At 50.5% G+C, this 18,894-nt stretch carries 10 protein-coding genes; all 10 read left to right on the top strand.

The window, feature by feature from the left end:
- Nucleotides 1-517 precede the first annotated feature (517 nt).
- The 10 genes from EG028_RS25855 (at nucleotide 518) to EG028_RS25810 (ending at nucleotide 18,886) form a co-directional block, all read left to right on the top strand.
- The gene (locus EG028_RS25855) at nucleotides 518-1,615 is read left to right on the top strand and encodes a glycosyltransferase family 2 protein (protein WP_241559084.1); all 1,098 of its coding nucleotides are present in this window, start codon (nucleotides 518-520) and stop codon (nucleotides 1,613-1,615) included.
- 38 nt (nucleotides 1,616-1,653) lie between these two features.
- Nucleotides 1,654-2,412 carry a methyltransferase domain-containing protein gene (locus EG028_RS25850; RefSeq protein ID WP_120515985.1) on the top strand — a complete coding sequence of 253 codons (759 nt, stop codon included), beginning with the start codon at nucleotides 1,654-1,656 and terminating at the stop codon, nucleotides 2,410-2,412.
- A gap of 520 nt (nucleotides 2,413-2,932) precedes the next feature.
- Nucleotides 2,933-9,742 (top strand): fibronectin type III domain-containing protein, encoded by a 6,810-nt coding sequence (locus tag EG028_RS25845; protein ID WP_120515986.1) that lies wholly within the window; start codon nucleotides 2,933-2,935, stop codon nucleotides 9,740-9,742.
- Nucleotides 9,743-9,836: 94 nt separating this feature from the next.
- Nucleotides 9,837-12,026, top strand: coding sequence for an exopolysaccharide transport family protein (locus EG028_RS25840; RefSeq protein WP_120515987.1), 2,190 nt, complete (start codon nucleotides 9,837-9,839; stop codon nucleotides 12,024-12,026).
- A gap of 34 nt (nucleotides 12,027-12,060) precedes the next feature.
- Nucleotides 12,061-13,143, top strand: coding sequence for an acyltransferase family protein (locus EG028_RS25835; protein ID WP_162946378.1), 1,083 nt, complete (start codon nucleotides 12,061-12,063; stop codon nucleotides 13,141-13,143).
- Nucleotides 13,144-13,164: 21 nt separating this feature from the next.
- Nucleotides 13,165-14,514, top strand: coding sequence for a flippase (locus tag EG028_RS25830; protein ID WP_120515989.1), 1,350 nt, complete (start codon nucleotides 13,165-13,167; stop codon nucleotides 14,512-14,514).
- Nucleotides 14,499-15,734, top strand: coding sequence for a glycosyltransferase (locus EG028_RS25825; protein WP_120515990.1), 1,236 nt, complete (start codon nucleotides 14,499-14,501; stop codon nucleotides 15,732-15,734). The genes EG028_RS25830 and EG028_RS25825 overlap by 16 nt, the downstream gene beginning before the upstream one ends.
- A gap of 106 nt (nucleotides 15,735-15,840) precedes the next feature.
- Nucleotides 15,841-17,343, top strand: a complete 1,503-nt coding sequence (locus EG028_RS25820; protein ID WP_120515991.1) for an O-antigen ligase family protein — start codon at nucleotides 15,841-15,843, stop codon at nucleotides 17,341-17,343.
- A gap of 12 nt (nucleotides 17,344-17,355) precedes the next feature.
- On the top strand, nucleotides 17,356-18,060 hold the full coding sequence (locus EG028_RS25815; protein ID WP_120515992.1) for a TolC family protein: 705 nt from the start codon (nucleotides 17,356-17,358) through the stop codon (nucleotides 18,058-18,060).
- A 40-nt stretch (nucleotides 18,061-18,100) separates the two neighbouring features.
- Nucleotides 18,101-18,886, top strand: coding sequence for a carboxylesterase family protein (locus EG028_RS25810; RefSeq protein ID WP_120515993.1), 786 nt, complete (start codon nucleotides 18,101-18,103; stop codon nucleotides 18,884-18,886).
- Nucleotides 18,887-18,894 lie beyond the last annotated feature (8 nt).

Genomic DNA, 18,894 nt, shown 5'->3' with positions numbered 1-18,894 from the left:
GACTTTTTTTGGTGATCTTCCATGAGGATGCTGGTCAAAAAACCGGGAAGCTATAAGGAAAGGACATTAAAATCCCGCCTGAAGCGCCACGACTTTCGGTTCCAAGGGTTAAGGTTAAAAGTTATTCAGAAATTCAAAGGAGATGGTCAGGTTGTATGAAGAATAAAATTATGGATATTTCTTGATCTATGCAAATTACTTTAAAATTAACACGGTAACATCCATTTTTCATTCAAATCTGGCGTAAAACTATAATAATAATCAATCTGTAATATCTCAAATTGGTAAATGGTCCGTTTTTCTTGGTAAACGGTTTGAATCGGAATGTAAGTGATTGGTTTTTTTTGTTTCTCGTATCATTCCCGCATACTGGTAATTAAATTGTTTTATAAGTTTGTCCTCACAAAGACCCCGGGGCACAGCCAAATACATCATGAAAGCATTGATAATTATATTCTTCTGTAGTTTTCTCATCCTGTTTTACAGTTATGCCGGATATGGGCTGCTACTATATATAATGGTAAAATGCAGGCGCATTTTATCCCGCCGCCGTGTACCCGCGGGCGTCTTGCCGGAGCTAACCCTGCTCATAGCCGCTTATAATGAAGAGGACTTTATTGAGCGGAAGATCGCGAATACGCAGGAGCTGGACTATCCTGCGGGCAAACTGCAGGTGATGATCATCACAGACGGTTCCACAGACCGTACGCCGGAGATCATCCGCCGCTACCCTGCTATCCGGCTGCTGCACGAAGACCAGCGCAATGGCAAGACCGCCGCACTGAACCGGGCTATGGAACAGGTAACGACGCCCATCGTTGTTTTTTGCGATGCCAATACATTATTAAATAAAGCGGCTATCCTCAACCTGGTAAAACATTACGAAGACCCCAGAACGGGCGGCGTTGCCGGCGAAAAGAAAGTGATAGCAGGCCAGGACGAAGGCGCCGCCGGCATGGAAGGCGTGTATTGGAAGTACGAATCCACGCTGAAACGGCTGGATGCGGAACTGTATACGGTGGTAGGCGCGGCGGGAGAGCTGTTCTCCGTACGCACTGCCCTGTTCAGGCCCGTTGAGCGTGATGTGGTGCTGGATGACTTTATCATCTCGCTGCGGATCAATCTCATGGGCTACCGTATTGCTTATGCGCCGGATGCCTACGCTATGGAGGCGCCGTCTTTTTCCATAACGGATGAGCATAAACGTAAAGTACGTATCAGTGCGGGCGGGTTTCAGTCAATTGTGCGGCTAAAGGCCCTGCTGAATGTTTTCCGCCACCCCGTTCTGTCGTTCCAGTATATTTCGCACCGGGTATTGCGCTGGACGCTTTGCCCGCTGTGCCTGCCGCTGCTGCTGATCAGCAATGCGGCGCTGGTATGGATGGGCGCCGGTGTGGGATACAGCATTTTCCTGGCGGCACAGCTCGCGTTTTACGTGCTGGCCATTACAGGATACTGGCTGGCGGGCCGCTCCGTCAAAATAAAGGTGTTTTATATACCGTTCTATTTTCTTTTTATGAATGTGGCGATATTCGAGGGATTTTTCAGGTATATTAAAGGACGGCAGTCCGCAGCCTGGGAAAAATCCGCCCGCAGTATGGCCGCCGTTTCCTGATAAATTAGTCAACACACCCATTTTTATACCTGATCAAAATGAGTACCGTAAAGAATCTTCTCAAAAAAACAGCATTGCCGGTCTATCTCAGGCTGCGTGGAATGTATTACCAGGGCAGCAAAGTGGAATGCCCCGTATGTAAAGGAAAGTTTTCCCGCTTCCTGGAGATCGGCTACAACAACCGCCCGGCGCAGTGTCCCCGCTGCCGTTCCAATGAAAGGGACAGAACTTTCTGGTTGTTCCTGGAAAAAAATCCGGACTTCCTTTTTCCCGGCGTAAAGATGCTGCATGTGGCCCCCGAGGAGATCTATTATAAGAGATTCCGGAAAGACCCCTCCATCCAGTACACCGCGGGAGACAAGTTCGTCACCGAATACGAGGACACCTACCCGGCAGATACCATTTACCTGGACCTGACGGATATGAACAACATACCGGACAACACTTACGATGTGATCCTTTGCAGTCATGTACTGAGCTGTATCCCGGACGATGCCCAGGCATTCCGTGAAGTACGCCGCGTATTAAAACCGGGCGGCAAGGCCATCCTCCAGGTGCCTGTACGGGAAGACCTGCCCGTAACCATCGAAGACCTCACCCTTTCCGATCCCCAGGAAAGGATCAGTAAGTTCGGTGACCCGAACTACGTGCGGTTCTATGGCAGGGACTACGAACAAAGGTTGCTGGCCCAGGGTCTGAAGACCCACTTTATCCTGCTCAGCAACATGATCAGCGAAGCCGAAATCAGGCGCTACGGGCTGGTAGGTACCGATGAGATCCACCTGGTCAGCAAATAAACAAACCCGAAATGCATCTGTTTCAGCCTGCGATGCAGGAGGAAACAGATCACCAAATTCATTAACTTGAATATTTATCTCATAAGCGGAAAAAGAAATCAACCTGCGGTCACACAGAAAAGACCGCAATTCACAGGCAAAATCCGACCGTTTACCAATTTTTGTGAACCAGATTGTTTTTTCTTTATATCTTGCATTCAGTTTTTCCGGTTTATACACCTAAAAAGCGTACAAAACCAGTGAGATAAATACCGAATATCCAACTACAGCGGAAGAACTGACACAATTATTTTTGCCATCTCCTATCTCAAACCACTGGTGATTTACAGTATCATTTAAGGTCGCGTTTGATTCGCTATACCCCGGCGTAAATACCTGAAATAGTTTTAGCCATCACATCCTGCGGAAGATCTGAGTAATGTTTCAGTAACGGATAGTTACTGGGAAATACTGAATGCAATTAGGCCATGAGCTTTAATGAACATCATATATTTCATTACCGGATTCACAATTACGATCTATGAATAAATTCTACATGCTGTTATTATCCTTCCTCTGCGTGATAGGATCAAGCTCTTTACGGGCGCAAACAGGCATTCTGGACCCCAATGATCCAGTTATTGAATACAACCCGGCTTCTCCCCCCGCTACCCCTACCTGGGGCATCATAGCCAAGTGGGTGAAGACCACAAGGGTTGGCTGGAACACCTCCTCCTACAAATGCTATTACTACAACGGTATTCAATTCCGTATCAAGTTCCCCAAGTCTTACCAGCACGGCGTTGCCGATGGTAAAAAGTATCCCCTGATCGTATTCTGGCATGGCCTTGGTGAAAAAGGCACCGCGTATGACAACGAATACCAGTTGTTCCACGGCGGCGAAGTTCACCGCAATGCAATTGACAATGACAAGTTTGACGGCTTTATGCTTTACCCCCAGAGCCAGGCCGGCTTCTTCGGTAATGCACAATATGATGCCGTAAGAGACCTTATCATGAATGTACTGGTTCCCCAGGTAAAGGTGGACCAGTTCCGTATTACCGCCAACGGTCTTTCCGGTGGTGGTACCGCCGTTTGGGGCTTTATGATCCGCCACCCGAAACTGGTGGCCGGCGCTGCTCCCATCAGCGCAGTTACACTGGCATTTAAAGATGCCATTCCTTCTTACAAATACACTCCCGTTTGGCTGTTCCAGGGTGGTTCCGACGTGAACCCTCACCCCAGCGCGGCGCAGAACGTAAATGCAGCCGCTCTCGCAGCCGGCGCAAATTTCAAGTTAAGTGAATACGCTGCGTACGGCCACGGTTGCTGGTACGCCGCATGGGCGGAACAGGATTATTTCCCATTCATGACCCGCGCGCACAAAGCCAACCCCTGGCCGCTTTTCGGCAGAACGGAATTCTGTTCCAATGACCCCATCAATGTGACCCTCGGCCTCACCGCGGGTTTTGACCAATACGAATGGCGTAAGAACGGCACCGTAATACCCGGCGCCACCGGCAATACCCTGGTGGTAAACAGTATCGGTACTTATGACGCACGCCTGAGAGACGGTTCCACCTGGACTCCCTGGTCTCCCGTACCCGTAGTGATCAAAATCAAAGCCGCTACCGTAAGCCCCAATATCACAACGCCTCCTTTAACCAGCAAGGTAATTCCCGCACTGGATGGTAAAGACAGCGTGGTGCTGCAGGTACCCGCAGGTTTCACTTCCTACCTCTGGAAAAAAGCCACCGACAATACAACCCTGGGCACCCAGCGTATTTTCGTAGCAAAAGATTCCGGTTTATATGTAGTGAAAGTAACCGAACAGTTCGGCTGCTCCAGCGACTTCTCCGCTCCTTTCAAAGTAGTGAAAGCCACCGGCACACCGGCTCCTTCGCCCGCCAGCAACCTGATCGCAAAAGCCATTTCGAAAACGCAGATAGAACTGGATTGGAGTGAAAACCCCAACCCTGCCAACAACGAAACCGGTTTTGAAGTATACAGGAGCACCACAGCCGGCAGCGGCTATACCCTCGCCGGTATTACCGCTCCTAACGTGGTAACATTTACCGACAGCAACCTGGATCCCAACAAAACTTACTATTATGTAGTAAGGGCTGTGAACGAAAGCGGAGCCGCTACCACCAGCAATGAAGCCAATGCTATCACGCAGGCGGACAGCACTCCTCCCACCGCTCCCGGCGCAGTAACAGTAACGGCTACTTCCAAAAACTCTGTATCCCTGTCATGGACAGCATCTACAGACGATGTGGGCGTTCATAAATACGACGTGTACATCAACGGTTCCAAAGCCTACACACTGCCCGGAACACAGACCACCTTCACCGCCGCGAACCTGATCTATCAGCAGTCCTACACCTTTGTGATCAAAGCAAGGGACCTGACCGGCAATGAATCCACTGCCAGCAACCAGGCTACCGCAGCCGCTGTGAACAGGGGTCTGAACTATAAATATTATCACGGCTCTTTCAGCACACTGCCGGACTTTGCGACGCTCACTCCTGTGAAGACAGGCGTTTCGCCCAGGGCAGACATCACTGTAAGAACACAGAATGATAATTTCGCTTTCCTCTGGGAAGGTTACATTAACATCCCTGTGACCGGTAATTATACGTTTGAAACTTATTCAGACGATGGCAGCAAGCTGTACATCGGCAGTTACAGCCACGGAGCAACCGCTGTTGTGAACAACGACGGCCTGCACGGCAGCCAGTATGCAGAGGGCACCAAATACCTCACTGCCGGCGTTCATCCTTTCGCAGCTACGTTCTTTGAGCAGGGCGGCGGCGAAGTGATGCAGATCTTCTGGAAAAACACGGCGCATGGCGTTACTTCCAGGCAGGAGATCCCCGCCAGCTATTTCAGCGACGAGCCTCCCGCAGGCGGCGCCAAACCGGCTGCCCCCACCAATGTGAAGGCTACCGCAGTGTCCTACAAACGGATCAACCTCACCTGGAACGACAACAGTAATAATGAATACGGCTTTGAGATCTACCGTGGCAACAGCCTGAGCGGTACTTTCGAGATCATCGCCACCAAACCCGCCAATACCGTATCGTTTGCAGACAGCACACTGCAACCGGCCACCACTTATTATTATAAAGTGCAGGCCATCAATAAAGACGGTAACTCCGGTTTTGCAGCATCAGAAGCAGGCGGATTGCAATATTCTTATTATGAAGCCGCCAGCTTTAGCCAGCTGCCGGACTTCAACACACTCACGCCTGTTAAATCCGGCGTTGTTGAGAATGTGGACATCAGCCCCCGCAACAGGAACGAACAGATCGCCTTTAAGTTCTCCGGTTACATCAGCATACCGACGACCGGTACTTATACCTTCTACACTGCTTCCGACGACGGCAGCAAACTGTACATCGGCGGTTTCGCACCTGGTGACCTGGTGGTGAACAACGATTATGCCCAGCCAGTTACCGAAAGGTCCGGCAACAAGACCCTGAATGCGGGCATCTATCCCATCTACATCACCTTCTACCAGGGCGGTGGCGGATACGGCATGAGTGCGGGCTATACCGGCCCGGGCATTGCCAAACAGGCATTCCCGAACTCGGCTTTCGCAAACCCGAACATGATGGCTACCACCCTGCCGCTGCCGGGTGCGCCTGTAGCTCCCAGCCTGCTGGGAACCACACTGGTTCAATCCAACAAGATCGGCCTGAAATGGAATGATAATTCCAACAACGAGACCTCCTTCGAGATCTTCAGGTCTGTGAACGATAACAGCAACTTCAAACTGCAGGCAACCATTGCCGGCAGCGACAGTTCCAAAGCGGTATATACAGACAGCTCACTGTTCGCCAATGTAAATTATTACTACAAGGTGAGAGCGGTGAACGTAGGCGGCAGTTCCGCTTTCAGCAACGAAACAACTGCCCTTACCCTGAACACTGTGCCCGTACTGGAAGACCAGCCGCACCGTTACATGCACTTCGGCACACAGCTGACGGTGAATGTAACCGCAAACGATCCTGACGGCGAGCCCATAACACTCACCGCGGCAAACGTACCGGCATTCGGCACCTTCACGGACAACGGCGACGGTACAGGTAGCTTCCTGTTCAGCAACCCGGGCGAGTCCGCACAGCAGACCTACAGCGGCATTTCCATTACCGCTACGGATCAGCACAGCGGCGTGGTAAGCAAAACGTTCGACCTGACCGTTAACGCGAACTTCAAACCCATCCTGGGCACAGTAGCGAACCAGACCATCAGCGAAAAAGGCACCGCGCAGATCAATGTAGCGGTAACCAACGATAACGGTACGGATGATCTTACCTGGACTTACACCGGCCTGCCTTCATTCGCAGCCGTGGTATCAGAAGGTAAAAACTCCACCATTACGCTGAACCCCGGCTATGCCGATGGAGGTACCTACAATGTGTCTGTGAAAGTAGCGGACAACGTGGGCGGAGACGATACGAAGAACTTCACCATCACCGTGAACGAGGTGAACCCGAACTTCTTCGTGTACATCAACTTCAACGGTACTGTATATGATGAAGCGGCTCCGTGGAACAACACCCACAAATCAGCCATGGTACTGAACGACCTGTTCTCCAACCTGAAGAACAACAGCGGTGCGAACACCGGCTACAGCCTGAAGGTAATGACCCCATGGCAGCAGATCAACGGCGGCAGCAACCTGTTCAACGGCGGCCTGCGCACCGGCAACAACTCCGGCGTGTACACAGACAACGTGCTGTCCGGTTCATACTGGACCACCACTGTGAAACAGACGATGAACGTAGCAGGTCTGAATTCCAACTACAAATACAACTTTACCTTCACCGCCAGCCGCAACGCTTCCGGTAACTATACCGCCAATTACATCATCGGTACGGACACCGTATCCCTGAATGCGGCCATGAACACTGCCAATGCAGTATCTATCCGCGGCATCTCCCCGGATGTAAATGGTGTGATCCCGGTACACTTACAGGCTCCCGCTGGTTCTTCCGCCGCACACATCGGCGCGATGGTGATCGAAGCGGTGTACGACGACGGTACCGCACCTGTTGCGCCTACCAACCTGGCGGCAAGAAATACGCCTACCGGCATCAGGCTTTCCTGGAAAGACCTGGCTTATAATGAATCCGCATACGAAGTGTACAGGGCTACTACCCTGAACGGCACTTACACGCTGCTGAACCCCGGCATCTACAGCCCGAACGATACAGCGTATACCGACAACACTTCCGCTGCCAATTCAGAATACTTCTATGCAGTACGTGCGGTGAGCACCGGCGGCGCAAGCTCTTCCTATACAGACACTGTTTCCATCGTAGCCGCCAACAGGCTGCCTGTGGTGAACGCAGTGACCAATGTATCCATGAAGACGGGCGACGTACTGAACATTGCACTGTCTTCAACAGACAGCCCGGGCGAAACCCTGACGCTGAGTGCAACCGACCTGCCTGACTTCGCCATCCTTACCCCTTCCGGTAATGGCGCAGGCACACTTGCCCTCACCCCGACAAACACCAGCATCGGTAAATACACCGTTACCCTCAAAGCAACGGATAACCACGGCGGCGTAGGTTCACAAACCTTTACCATCACTGTAAGGGATAAGAACATCACCTCCATCTATGTGAACTGCAACCAGGTGAACCCTGAAGCCGCTCCGTGGAACAACTTCAATACCCTGCCGATGGCCGGCCGCGCTATCACCAATATGCTGGATGAAACCGGTGCGGCAAGCGGTGTTACCATCACCCTCGTGGATCAGCTGACCGGTGCCAACACACTGGGCGGCGTAACCGGAGACAACTCCGGCGTGTTCCCTGACAGGGTAATGAGCTCACTCTACTACGAGCAGACTACTACTGCGAAACGCATCCGCCTGACCGGTCTGAACGCAGGCCGCAAATACAACCTGGTGTTCTTCGGCAGCGAAGGCAATGTGTCCGACAACAGGACCACTGTATACACCGTAGGTGCACAGTCCGTACAGTTACAGGCTTCCGGCAACACCAGCAAAACGGTGCAGCTGAACGGCCTCACTCCTGACGGTTCCGGCGCGATCGAGTTCACCATTGCGAGAGCTCCCGGCGCGATCATCGCTTACCTGAACGCCCTGGTGATCCAGTCATATGTGGAAACCGCAGTACCGCTGTCTCCGGACAACCTGACCGCTGTAGGCAAATCAAGAAGCACCATCCAGCTGAACTGGAATAACAAAGCCAGCAATGCTACCGGTGTTGAGATCTACCGCTCTGCTACCCTGAACGGGACTTACAGCCTGGTGACCACCGTAGGCGCTACCGTGACTACATACCCGGACATCAACCTGAGCGAGAACACCCGTTACTATTACAAGATCAGGGCGAAGAACGCAGCACAGTTCTCCGACTACAGCGCAACCGCTACCGGTTCTACCCTCAGCCACGCTGTATATATCAACTTCAACGTAAGCAACCCTGCACCGACGCCGTGGAACAACACCAATACCCTGCCGAACGCGGGTAATAACATCGGTCAGAAGCTTGACAATATGATAGATGACCAGGGCAGCCCTGTATCTACCGTGATGACGATCCACCGGAACTTTACCGGTACCATCCCGAACGGTATGAACACCGGCAACAACTCCGGCATCTACCCTGACGCTGTAATGTCTGTTTGTTACTATGTGGACAAGGGCGATACCTCCGGCGTAACCTTCTCCGGCCTCAACCAGTCCATGGCTTACTCCTTCGTATTCTTCGCAAGCCGCGCAGGCGGTGGCGACAAGGTGCTGGGCACATACGAGATCAACGGTAAGACCGTATCTCTGAATGGTATGAACAACATCAGCGAAACCGTACAGATAGACAATGTAGTACCAGATTCCAACGGTGAAGTAAAACTGACCATCTACACTGCGCCTTCCGGCCAGCTGGCTTACCTGAATGCACTCGTGATACAGGCAACCACAAGAGCGGATCTGCCCGGCGGTGGCGGCGGCTACGGCCCCCCGAGCCTGGTGATGGCAACAGATAACAATGGCGGCAACTTCCAGGCGGTAACGAACAACAACGCTAAAACAGGCGTGACAGCTATTACCGTGGAAAATGTCTACCCGAACCCTGCTTCATCATTCGTGAACCTGCTGGTGAAGAATGAAGGCAAATCAGAAAAAGTGCTGATCAAGATGTTTGATCTCACCGGTAAATTGATAATCGCCAAACCAGGCCTCGAATTACCGACCGGCACTCACCAGATCCGCCTCGACTTCAACGGAGCAGTAAGACCAGGCATCTACCTGATACAATTATTGACAACGGACAATAAGACTATCAAAGTAGTGAAATTGATAAAGCAATAAAAAGTTAATCCGGCCACTAAAAAATCCGGCTAACCACCGGATTTTTTAGTGTTCTTTAAGTTAAAATATTTTATACTTTAAAGAATCCTTCAATATGGATCTGATTTATTTGTTTAACTCATTAATGCGCAGGAAATGGCTGATTATTATCAGCAGTGCAATGGCTGTGGTAATAGCATTTCTGCTCACTTTTGACCAGGAAAAACTATACCGCTCAGCTGCGCAGATTGCAACAGGTTTTACAACGAGCGATCAGGTAAAGTTGAAAGACGAGAACTTCAATATCTATGAAATAGATGTGAAGTTCAGCAACGTTATGGAAGCGTTGCGTTCCACCAAGGTATTGAGCATGGTCACCTATAACCTGATGCTGCACGACCTGGAAACACCCGATAAGGCCTTCAGGAAACTGAGTGCCGAAGATAAGGCCACCGCTGCCTACCAGGCCATCAACACCGCGTCGGCCATTAATATCTTAAAGGGCAAATACATCAATGAAAAGCTGCTCAGTTCCTTTGATCCGCAGGAGCGGAAAGTACAGGAGCTGATGAAGCTGTACAAATACGACCTGGAAAGCACCCGCAAAATGCTTTCCGTGAACCGTATTCAGAAAACGGACTTTATAGACATCCAGTTCTGGTCCGAACACCCGGAACTATCCGCTTACATGGTGAACCAGGTATGCTCCGAGTTCATGAGAAGCAATGAATCTTCCCGCTCCCAGCAGAACGTACAGTCCATCCAGACCATGGAAAAACTGGTAGGCCAGAAAAAAGCCGACCTGGACGAAAAGATCAACAACCTCCGCACGATGGGCGGTGTGGACGTGGCGGTGGAAAGCACCAGCAAACTGGAGCAGATCAGCATCTTCGAAAGCCGCATGACCGAAGAACAGAATACGCTGAACAGCGCTACCCTCTCCCTTCAGCAGGTGAACAGGCAACTGGCCGATATGGACCGTACCAATGCCCAGTCCGCCAGCGCCGTGACTGCCGCCGGCACCGAGATCAGCAAGCTGCGGGCGCAGATGAATGAAGCCAACCAGGAATACATCAACAAAGGGTCCAACGACCAGGAGTTGTATAACAAATATCTTAAGATAAAAGCAGCCTACAGGGACAAACTGGCCAGCCTGGCCAGCACCTCCGCTCCCGCCGGCACTATCACCAAGGCGGACGTTCAGCAGAAACAAAGAGAACTGGAACTGCAGATCGGTACATCCCGCCAGAATATCGAAACTTACGAGCAAAAGATACGCACGCTGAACTACGGCGTGGGTGCCGCCGCTTCAAGGAGCGCCACAAACCAGGCTTTACAGAAAGAAGTAAGCCTCGCGCAATCCGAATATGAGAACATCAAATCCCGGTACGACGCGGTGATGAACAACACGATCGTGCCGCTGGACAACTTCAGGCAGATCCTTTTCGGGCAGCCCTCCGCCGAGCCGGAAGGTTCCAAAAGACTGATCATCCTCGCCCTTGCGGGCCTGAGCATGTTCATCTTCTGCTGTATCGCCATCATTTTCCTGGAATACATTGATGTGTCTATCAAAACACCGTCTATGTTCCTGAAAACGATCGAACTGAAACTGCTGGGCGTGGTCAATAAAGTAAACCTGAAACGCGCTACCATCGATGATATATTTGATGGAGAGACGAAGAAGAAAAAAGACGCCAACGTCACTTTCCGCGAGCACCTGCGCAAGCTGCGTTTCGAGATCGAGAACGGCAAACACCAGGTATACCTCTTTACCAGCGCCCGCCCCAGGGAAGGTAAATCCACCATCATCAAAGCCCTCGCGCACAGCCTGAGCAAAAGCCAGAAAAAGGTCCTGATCATCGATACCAACTTTGTGAACAATACCCTTACCCGGGAATTTGAAGCCAAACCCGAACTGGAGAGTTTTTCTTCTTCCAGCAAAGACTTCGGATATGCCAAAGTAAAAACGATCATTACCGAAACAGGTATCAGCAACGTGGATATCATCGGTTGCCAGGGCGGCGATTATACGCCCGCCGAAGTACTGGGTGATGTGAACCTGCTCAACAACCTGTCCGCCCTCAAGGAAAAATATGATTATATCCTGATGGAGGGCGCTGCGCTGAACGTACGCTCAGACAGCAAGGAACTGATGAGTTTTGCCGATACCATGATCTCCGTAGTATCCGCCAAATCCACCATCAAACAGACTGACAAAGAATCCTTCATGTTCCTGCAAAGCCTCAATGGTAAGTTTACCGGCGCCGTGCTGAATTGTGTGAACAAGGAAAATATTGACATGTAGAACGGTTATGGGAATCAAACTCATCAATACTGATATGCTTAAAAATAACCGGCTGGCCTGGGTGGACTATACACGTGGTATAGCCATCATCCTCGTGCTGTACCGGCATATTTTCGAGGGCATTTCCCGGACCGGCCTCCCCACAGCTGAATATAGCTACCTGGAGCATGCCAATATCATATTTTACAGCTTCAGGATGCCCTTGTTTTTTATCCTGTCCGGTATATTCATCGGGAAAAGCCTTGCCAAAAGGCCGGTTGGAAAATTGATCGCGAACAAGTTCAGCATCCTGCTGTACCCTTATTTCGTCTGGTCCATTTTGCAGGTGACGTTGCAACTGGTGCTGAGTAAATATGTGAATGCGGACAGGCATGCCGCGGATTATGCCTATATCCTGTTTTTCCCGCGCCGTATAGACCAGTTCTGGTACCTGTACGCGCTGTTTAATGTCACCGTGCTGTATATGCTCACCCGGGAGAAACTGAAACTCGGCATCTGGCAGCAGCTGCTACTGGGCGCAGGAATGTACCTTGTCTCCAGTTATGTGACCCAGAAGTCGATAGACCTTGGATTTGTATACGACATCCTGCATTATTATATCTTCTTTGCGCTGGGCGACCTGCTGTCCGCCAGGATACTGGACCAAGGCAATTTCAGCCGCTTCGCATCCTGGAAAACGTTCCTGTTGCTGTTGCCGGTCTTTGTTGCCGGGCAGTTTTATTTCCTGACCAAAAACCTGGAAGTGAATGACAACCTGTACGTTGAAGCCTGGCAGCCGGTCCTCTTTGCCGTTATTGCCGTGAGCGGCTGCGCCTTTATGGCCTGCATCGCTTTCCTGCTGCAACGGTACAACGCGCTCAGGATGCTGCGGGTGGTAGGGTTCCATTCCCTGTACATCTACGTTTCACATGTATTGGTAGCTTCCGCGGTGAGACTGGTGCTGATGAAAGGGCTGGGCGTTACCAATGTACCGGTGCTGCTGGTCATCTGCCTCGCCGCGGCCATTATAATACCTATCATGATCTATAATATTGCCATGCACTACGGCGCATGGTGGTTATACAGCCTGGAAAAACCCGCTGGTAACGGGAAAACACTGGCTGTACAAAATGCATAACTGTCGAACTGAACAACAGCAATGAGCGATCAAAAATATACCTACTGGCTCCGATCCGGCATCTATAGCGGCCTTCAAAAGGCGGCTGTGCTGCTATTCGGCGTTGGTAGCATCCTGATCCTGACCCGTACCCTTTCCAAGTCCGATATGGGCACCTGGAACCTCTTCCTTGTGTACACCGCCATCATCGAGGTGATCAGGCATTCCCTGATCAAAAATGCAGTGATCAAATACCTCAACACCACCGGCAAAGAAGCACACACGCATATCCATTCGGCTTCCTTTACGCTCAATGCCATTACCACGCTTTCCCTGGCCCTGCTGATCATATTGTTCATCGCGCCGGTGAGCAACTTCCTGAATGCGCCGTCGCTGGCGGAAGTAATGTATTATTTCCTGCCGGGCCTGCTGCTGCTGATACCTTTCTCTCATTTTGAATGGGTGCAGAATGCCAATGCGGATTTTAAAGGTATCTTCTGGGCCTACCTCACCCGCCAGGGCGTTTCTTTCGGGCTTATTATCATCAGCCTGGTCCTTCACCTGCATATAACGCTGATCATGCTGGTGCTTTATTACAATGCCGGCATCCTCTGCGGCGCTTTCGTTTCAGGGTATTTTGCAAAGAAATTCCTGACCGGCCACTTAAAGATAGATATGGCCTGGACGAAAAAACTCTGGATGTTCGGCCGTTATGTGTTTGGGACGAACATCAGCGCCTCCGTGTTCCGCAATACGGACCAGTTCGTTATTTCTTCTTACCTGTCCACCGCCTCCGTCGCGTTATACGGGGTATGCCTGCGCATTTCCAATCTCGTGGATGTGCCTTCGCAGGTATTGGCGGATATCCTGTTCCCGAAAAGCGCGCAGATGATGGAAGCCGGCAATATGGAAAAAGTGCGGTTCTATTACGAAAAGGCGGTGGGCGCCGTACTGGCCATCGGCGTGCCGGTGAGTATATTTATCCTGCTGCTGCCCAAGCTCGTGCTGTTTATCATCGCAGGGCCTGCTTATGAAGAGGCGGCGCCTATATTGCAGATCACCATCCTGTACGGGCTGTTTCTCCCGTTTATCAAACAATTCGGCACCATCATGGATTCCATCGGGCTGCCCAAAACGAATTTCGCGGTGACCACCATCACGGCCATCTGCAACATTTTTATCTGCTGGGGGTTTACCAGGCGGTTCGGCCTGATGGGCGCCGCTTATGGCACCATGACCTCCTACGGTATCTGTTTCATCATCACACAGGTAATACTCTATAAAAAAATAGGCAGCAGCCTTAGCAATACTTTCAGGCACATGATACTTTTTTACCCCGATATCATGTCAGTTTTACAACATAAAATTCTATTAAAATGGAAAGCAAGATGATTAAAGGCAGAGATGTTCTTGTAGTGGGTTTACAACCCTGGGATATTGCCATCGGCAGTAACTGCAAAAATGTGGCGAAAGAATTATCCGCCTACAACCGCGTGCTGTATGTGAACCGCGCGCTGGACAGGATCACCCTTATTCGTTCCAAAAACGACCCCAAAGTACAAACACGTCTTAAAAGCCTGAACAAAGAAACGGACGATATCACGCAGATCGGCAACAGCTTCTGGACCCTGGATCCCCGTACTATGCTGGAATCCGTAAACTGGATCCCCCTGGCGCCCGTATTTGATTTTGTAAATAAAATAAACAACAAACGGCTGGCGCGCGAGATCAACAAAGCCATGGAAAGGCTCGGTTTTAAAGACGTGCTGCTGTTCAACGACAACGAATTCTACCGCGGCCAGTACCTGATCGAACTGCTGCCGGCGGTTAAGGATTGTATCTACTACAGCCGGGACAACATCGCTACCCACCCCTTCTTTGTAAGGCATGGCAAACGCCTGGAACCTTCCCTGATGCGCAAAGCTACCATGGTGGTGACCAACTCCGATTACCTGGAGGATTATGGCCGCAAATACAATCCTGAAACATACAACATCCTGCAAGGCTGCGACTTCGAGCGCTTTTTCCCTTCCACGCCCTTCACTATGCCCGAAGAGATGGCGCATATCAAAGGGCCCATCATCGGTTATATGGGAGCGCTGATCGTATCACGCCTGGATATAAAGATACTGGAGCATATCGCGACCGAACGTCCCGACTGGAGCATCGTACTCGTAGGCCCTGAAGACAGCACTTTCAAAAAGAGCAGGCTGCATCATATGCCCAACGTACACTTCCTGGGAAACACCACCGAAGTAAGGGTGCCGCAGTTCATCCAGTTCTTCGACGTATGCCTGAACCCCCAGCTGGTGAACGGTATGACCATCGGCAACTATCCCCGTAAACTGGATGAATACCTGGTACTGGAAAAGCCGGTGGTAGTAACCAAAACGCTGGCCATGAAACTGTTCGACGGGTACATCTACCAATGCGTGACCAAAGAGGATTATGTGACCAATATCGAAAAAGCATTGGCGGAAGATCCTGAAAGCGACATGAGAAAGGCCCGTAAGGAATTTGCACTGACGCATACCTGGGAAACCAGCCTCGGTAAAATGACGGCGCATTTCCAGGCTTTGAAAAAAACTAAACCGCTAAATAATGTCAGATAAAAGATTCAGCAACGACAGCATACTCGAGATCATGGTCACTGCATTTGCAGCGTTTACCATGCTGGCGCTTTTTCTCAAAATGTTATTTTTCTAAAGCAGCGAAACATTGAACTATTCTTCCATCAATAAAAAAACAGGCATCTTCCATAGTTTTGCCAACATGCTGAAACGGCAGATAGCGGACAGGAAGCTGAACTCAGTACTGGGATACTGTCTGCTGGGCCTCGTAGCCGGCGTGATAGCGTTCGCGGTAGCCAAAATAGATGAGAAGCTGGGATTCCTGATCATTGCCGGGCTTATTGGCGGCACGGTCGCTTTCGTTTGTTTGCTGCATACAAGGCTGGGATTTTATCTCACGGTCATCGTGGCGTTTTTTGTTTTTTATGTGAACAGGATGCTGAATGATGCCCTGCCGGTGGGTGTAGCCGTGGATGCCATGATACTGCTGACGTTCATCGGTATCTACCTGAAGAAAACGATCATGAAGGCAAAGTACTGGCTGCATTCCAAAAATGCCATTACCGTATTTTTCTTTCTCACACTGGCGTACCTGCTGGTAGAAGTTTTCAACCCTTCCATGCATTCTACCGCAGGCTGGTTTTTTATATTCAGGAAAAACCTGAACTTCCTGTTCATCTTCTATATTGCCCTGCATGTATTTGACAGCCTTGCGGTGGTAAAAGAGTTCATCAAACTCTGGCTTTTACTCTGTTTCTTCGCGGGCGTATACGGCTGCTTCCAGGAATGGCACGGCCTGCTGGGCTTTGAGGAACGGTGGGTGAATTATGACCCGCAACGGTATAAACTATATTTCCAGGCAGGCTCCATGCGAAAGTTCTCCTTCCTGTCGGACCCTACCGCTTTCGGTATGCTGATGGCGGATGCGATCATCCTTGCGCTGGTGATCATGATGGGGCATATCACGCGTAAACAACGCTGGTTGCTGATCCTGATCATCGTGCCGATGGTCCTCAGCATGGCCTATTCCGGTACACGCACGGCCAATGCCATGCTGCCCGCGGGCATTATCATCTTTATCCTGATGACCATCACCAGCAAAAAGACGCTTGCATTCGCGATCTTTTCCATCATGGTGTTTATGGTGGTTCTCTTCGGGCCTTTTCACAACGGCACTATCAACCGTGTAAGGACTACTTTCCTTTTCTCCGAAGATGGATCATACAACGTCCGGGAGGTGAACCGGCAAAGGATACAACCTTACATTATACGGCATCCGCTGGGCGGCGGCCCTGCCACTTCAGGCGTGATGGGCCTGCGGTACAACCCTGCGCATTACCTGGCCGGTTTCCCGCCGGACAGCGGGTACCTGCACACCGCACTGGAACTTGGCTGGCTGGGGCTGGCCCTCACCTGCGCGATGTACTTCGTGGTATTATGGACCGGCATACGGAATTATTACCGGACTCATTCGAAGGAGATTAAAGCATTATACCTGGCCATCCTGGCTGCGTTATACGGATATATTATTGCGAACTATGCCCAGGTGGCCGTCGGTCAGCTGCCCGGGTGCTTTTTCTTTTATGCTATGATGGCCGTCCTGATTAAGCTTAAAACATTTGACAAAGAACCAGAACCGAAAAAAATATAAATCAAACTCAGTATGAAACACACTTTCATTTTATTCTGCATCGTATTGCTTTCATCAGGATTGTTTGCGCAAACCAAAACCGCCACGCAGTCCCAGCCCCAACCAGATTCAATGATAAGGAACCGTTTGGTGGAACTGGCCCTTCAAAATCCCGCCATGAAGATAGCCGGATACGAAAAAGATAAAACCAGGTATGAAGTGACCAAAGCCAATTCCAACTGGCTGAACTACGTTACGGCTACCGTAAATATCAACGATGTGACTACGGGAAGCGCGCGCAGGAATAATCCCGACCTGAACAATATTTATTATCCTTTATGGAACATTGGCATCAACGTGCCTTTGGGTTCTTTCACCGGCAAAGCGCAGGACGTAAAGATCGCCAAAAGGAATAAAGACATCGCCACCGAGAATCAGAGCGGACAGGCACGCCTGCTGAAAAGACAGGTATTGTCCCTGTACGAAGAATATATCTCCAAAAGAGAACTACTGAAAATGCAAAGCGAAATGACGCTGGACGATAAGACTGCTTTTGAAACGCTGGAAGAAAAATTCTCAACCGGCAGCATCTCCTACCAGGAATACAGCACTGCCAACAAGCTGTATAATGAACAAATGGCCAAACAGAGAATACTGGAAAAAGAACTGAATGTTACCAAGCTCGAGATCGAAGAGATGATCGGCGTACCGCTGGAAGATGTACTCCTGCTGAAGTAAGCATTGCCGGAGAACAATTCAGAAACTTAAAATTCAGAGAATGAAATGTACACTTACTGCCTTCACGGCCTGCCTTTTATTGGGCACGGCGATAGCTGCTTTTGCTCAAAAGAATATGGACAAGACCCAGGTGCCGGTATCCGCACGGGGCAACAAGGTAGGCGCGCTTGTGCAGCTGCCTGACGATTATAATACGGGAAATGCAAAATATCCGTTGCTGCTGGTATTCCACGGCAAAAGCAAAGCGGGTACCGACCTCAGCAAACTGATCATAGACGGCCTGCCTTACTGGCTGGACAAAGGCGTAAAACTGGACAGCAGGAACCCCGTGGATAAAAAACTATACAAGTTTATTATAGTGATGCCGCAATCGCAAAGCTTCGGCCTGCGTCCCTGGGAAGTGGAGAATGTACTGAATGATGTAATGAAAAGGTACCGTGTAGACCCTTCCCGCGTATATCTTACCGGCTATAGCGCGGGCGGCTGGGTATCCCTGATGACGATCACGGAGAAACCGGCGCTGTCCAAACGCATCGCCGCGATCGTATCATTATCCCCTACTTCACTGGAAGACAAAAACGTTCAGCAATTTAAACTGATCGCGGATGCGAACGTACCGGTATGGTTCCTGGCCGGCGAGCACGAGCCTCACTTTATGGAGACCGCGCAGAAGTATACGGACAGTGTCAATAAATACAAACCCGGGCTGGCGAGGGTTACCATTCATGGCAACAAACATTGCTGCTTTAAGGATATTTACAATCCCAGCTACAGGCCAAACGGCCTTAATGTGTATGAATGGCTCCTCCAGTACACGCGTAAATAATTCGCGTC

This window comes from Chitinophaga barathri, assembly GCF_003807585.1.
GTDB classification, from domain to species: domain Bacteria; phylum Bacteroidota; class Bacteroidia; order Chitinophagales; family Chitinophagaceae; genus Chitinophaga; species Chitinophaga barathri.
The sequence above is the reverse complement of the archived record's forward strand: the minus strand, read 5'-3'. Positions and strand labels throughout refer to the sequence as shown.

What these genes read in the sequence shown, in the direction of transcription:
- EG028_RS25855 (WP_241559084.1), top strand. Translation starts at nt 518, where the DNA reads ATGGTAAAATGCAGGCGCATTTTATCCCGCCGCCGTGTACCCGCGGGC.
- EG028_RS25850 (WP_120515985.1), top strand. Translation starts at nt 1,654, where the DNA reads ATGAGTACCGTAAAGAATCTTCTCAAAAAAACAGCATTGCCGGTCTAT.
- EG028_RS25845 (WP_120515986.1), top strand. Translation starts at nt 2,933, where the DNA reads ATGAATAAATTCTACATGCTGTTATTATCCTTCCTCTGCGTGATAGGA.
- EG028_RS25840 (WP_120515987.1), top strand. Translation starts at nt 9,837, where the DNA reads ATGGATCTGATTTATTTGTTTAACTCATTAATGCGCAGGAAATGGCTG.
- EG028_RS25835 (WP_162946378.1), top strand. Translation starts at nt 12,061, where the DNA reads ATGCTTAAAAATAACCGGCTGGCCTGGGTGGACTATACACGTGGTATA.
- EG028_RS25830 (WP_120515989.1), top strand. Translation starts at nt 13,165, where the DNA reads ATGAGCGATCAAAAATATACCTACTGGCTCCGATCCGGCATCTATAGC.
- EG028_RS25825 (WP_120515990.1), top strand. Translation starts at nt 14,499, where the DNA reads ATGGAAAGCAAGATGATTAAAGGCAGAGATGTTCTTGTAGTGGGTTTA.
- EG028_RS25815 (WP_120515992.1), top strand. Translation starts at nt 17,356, where the DNA reads ATGAAACACACTTTCATTTTATTCTGCATCGTATTGCTTTCATCAGGA.
- EG028_RS25810 (WP_120515993.1), top strand. Translation starts at nt 18,101, where the DNA reads ATGAAATGTACACTTACTGCCTTCACGGCCTGCCTTTTATTGGGCACG.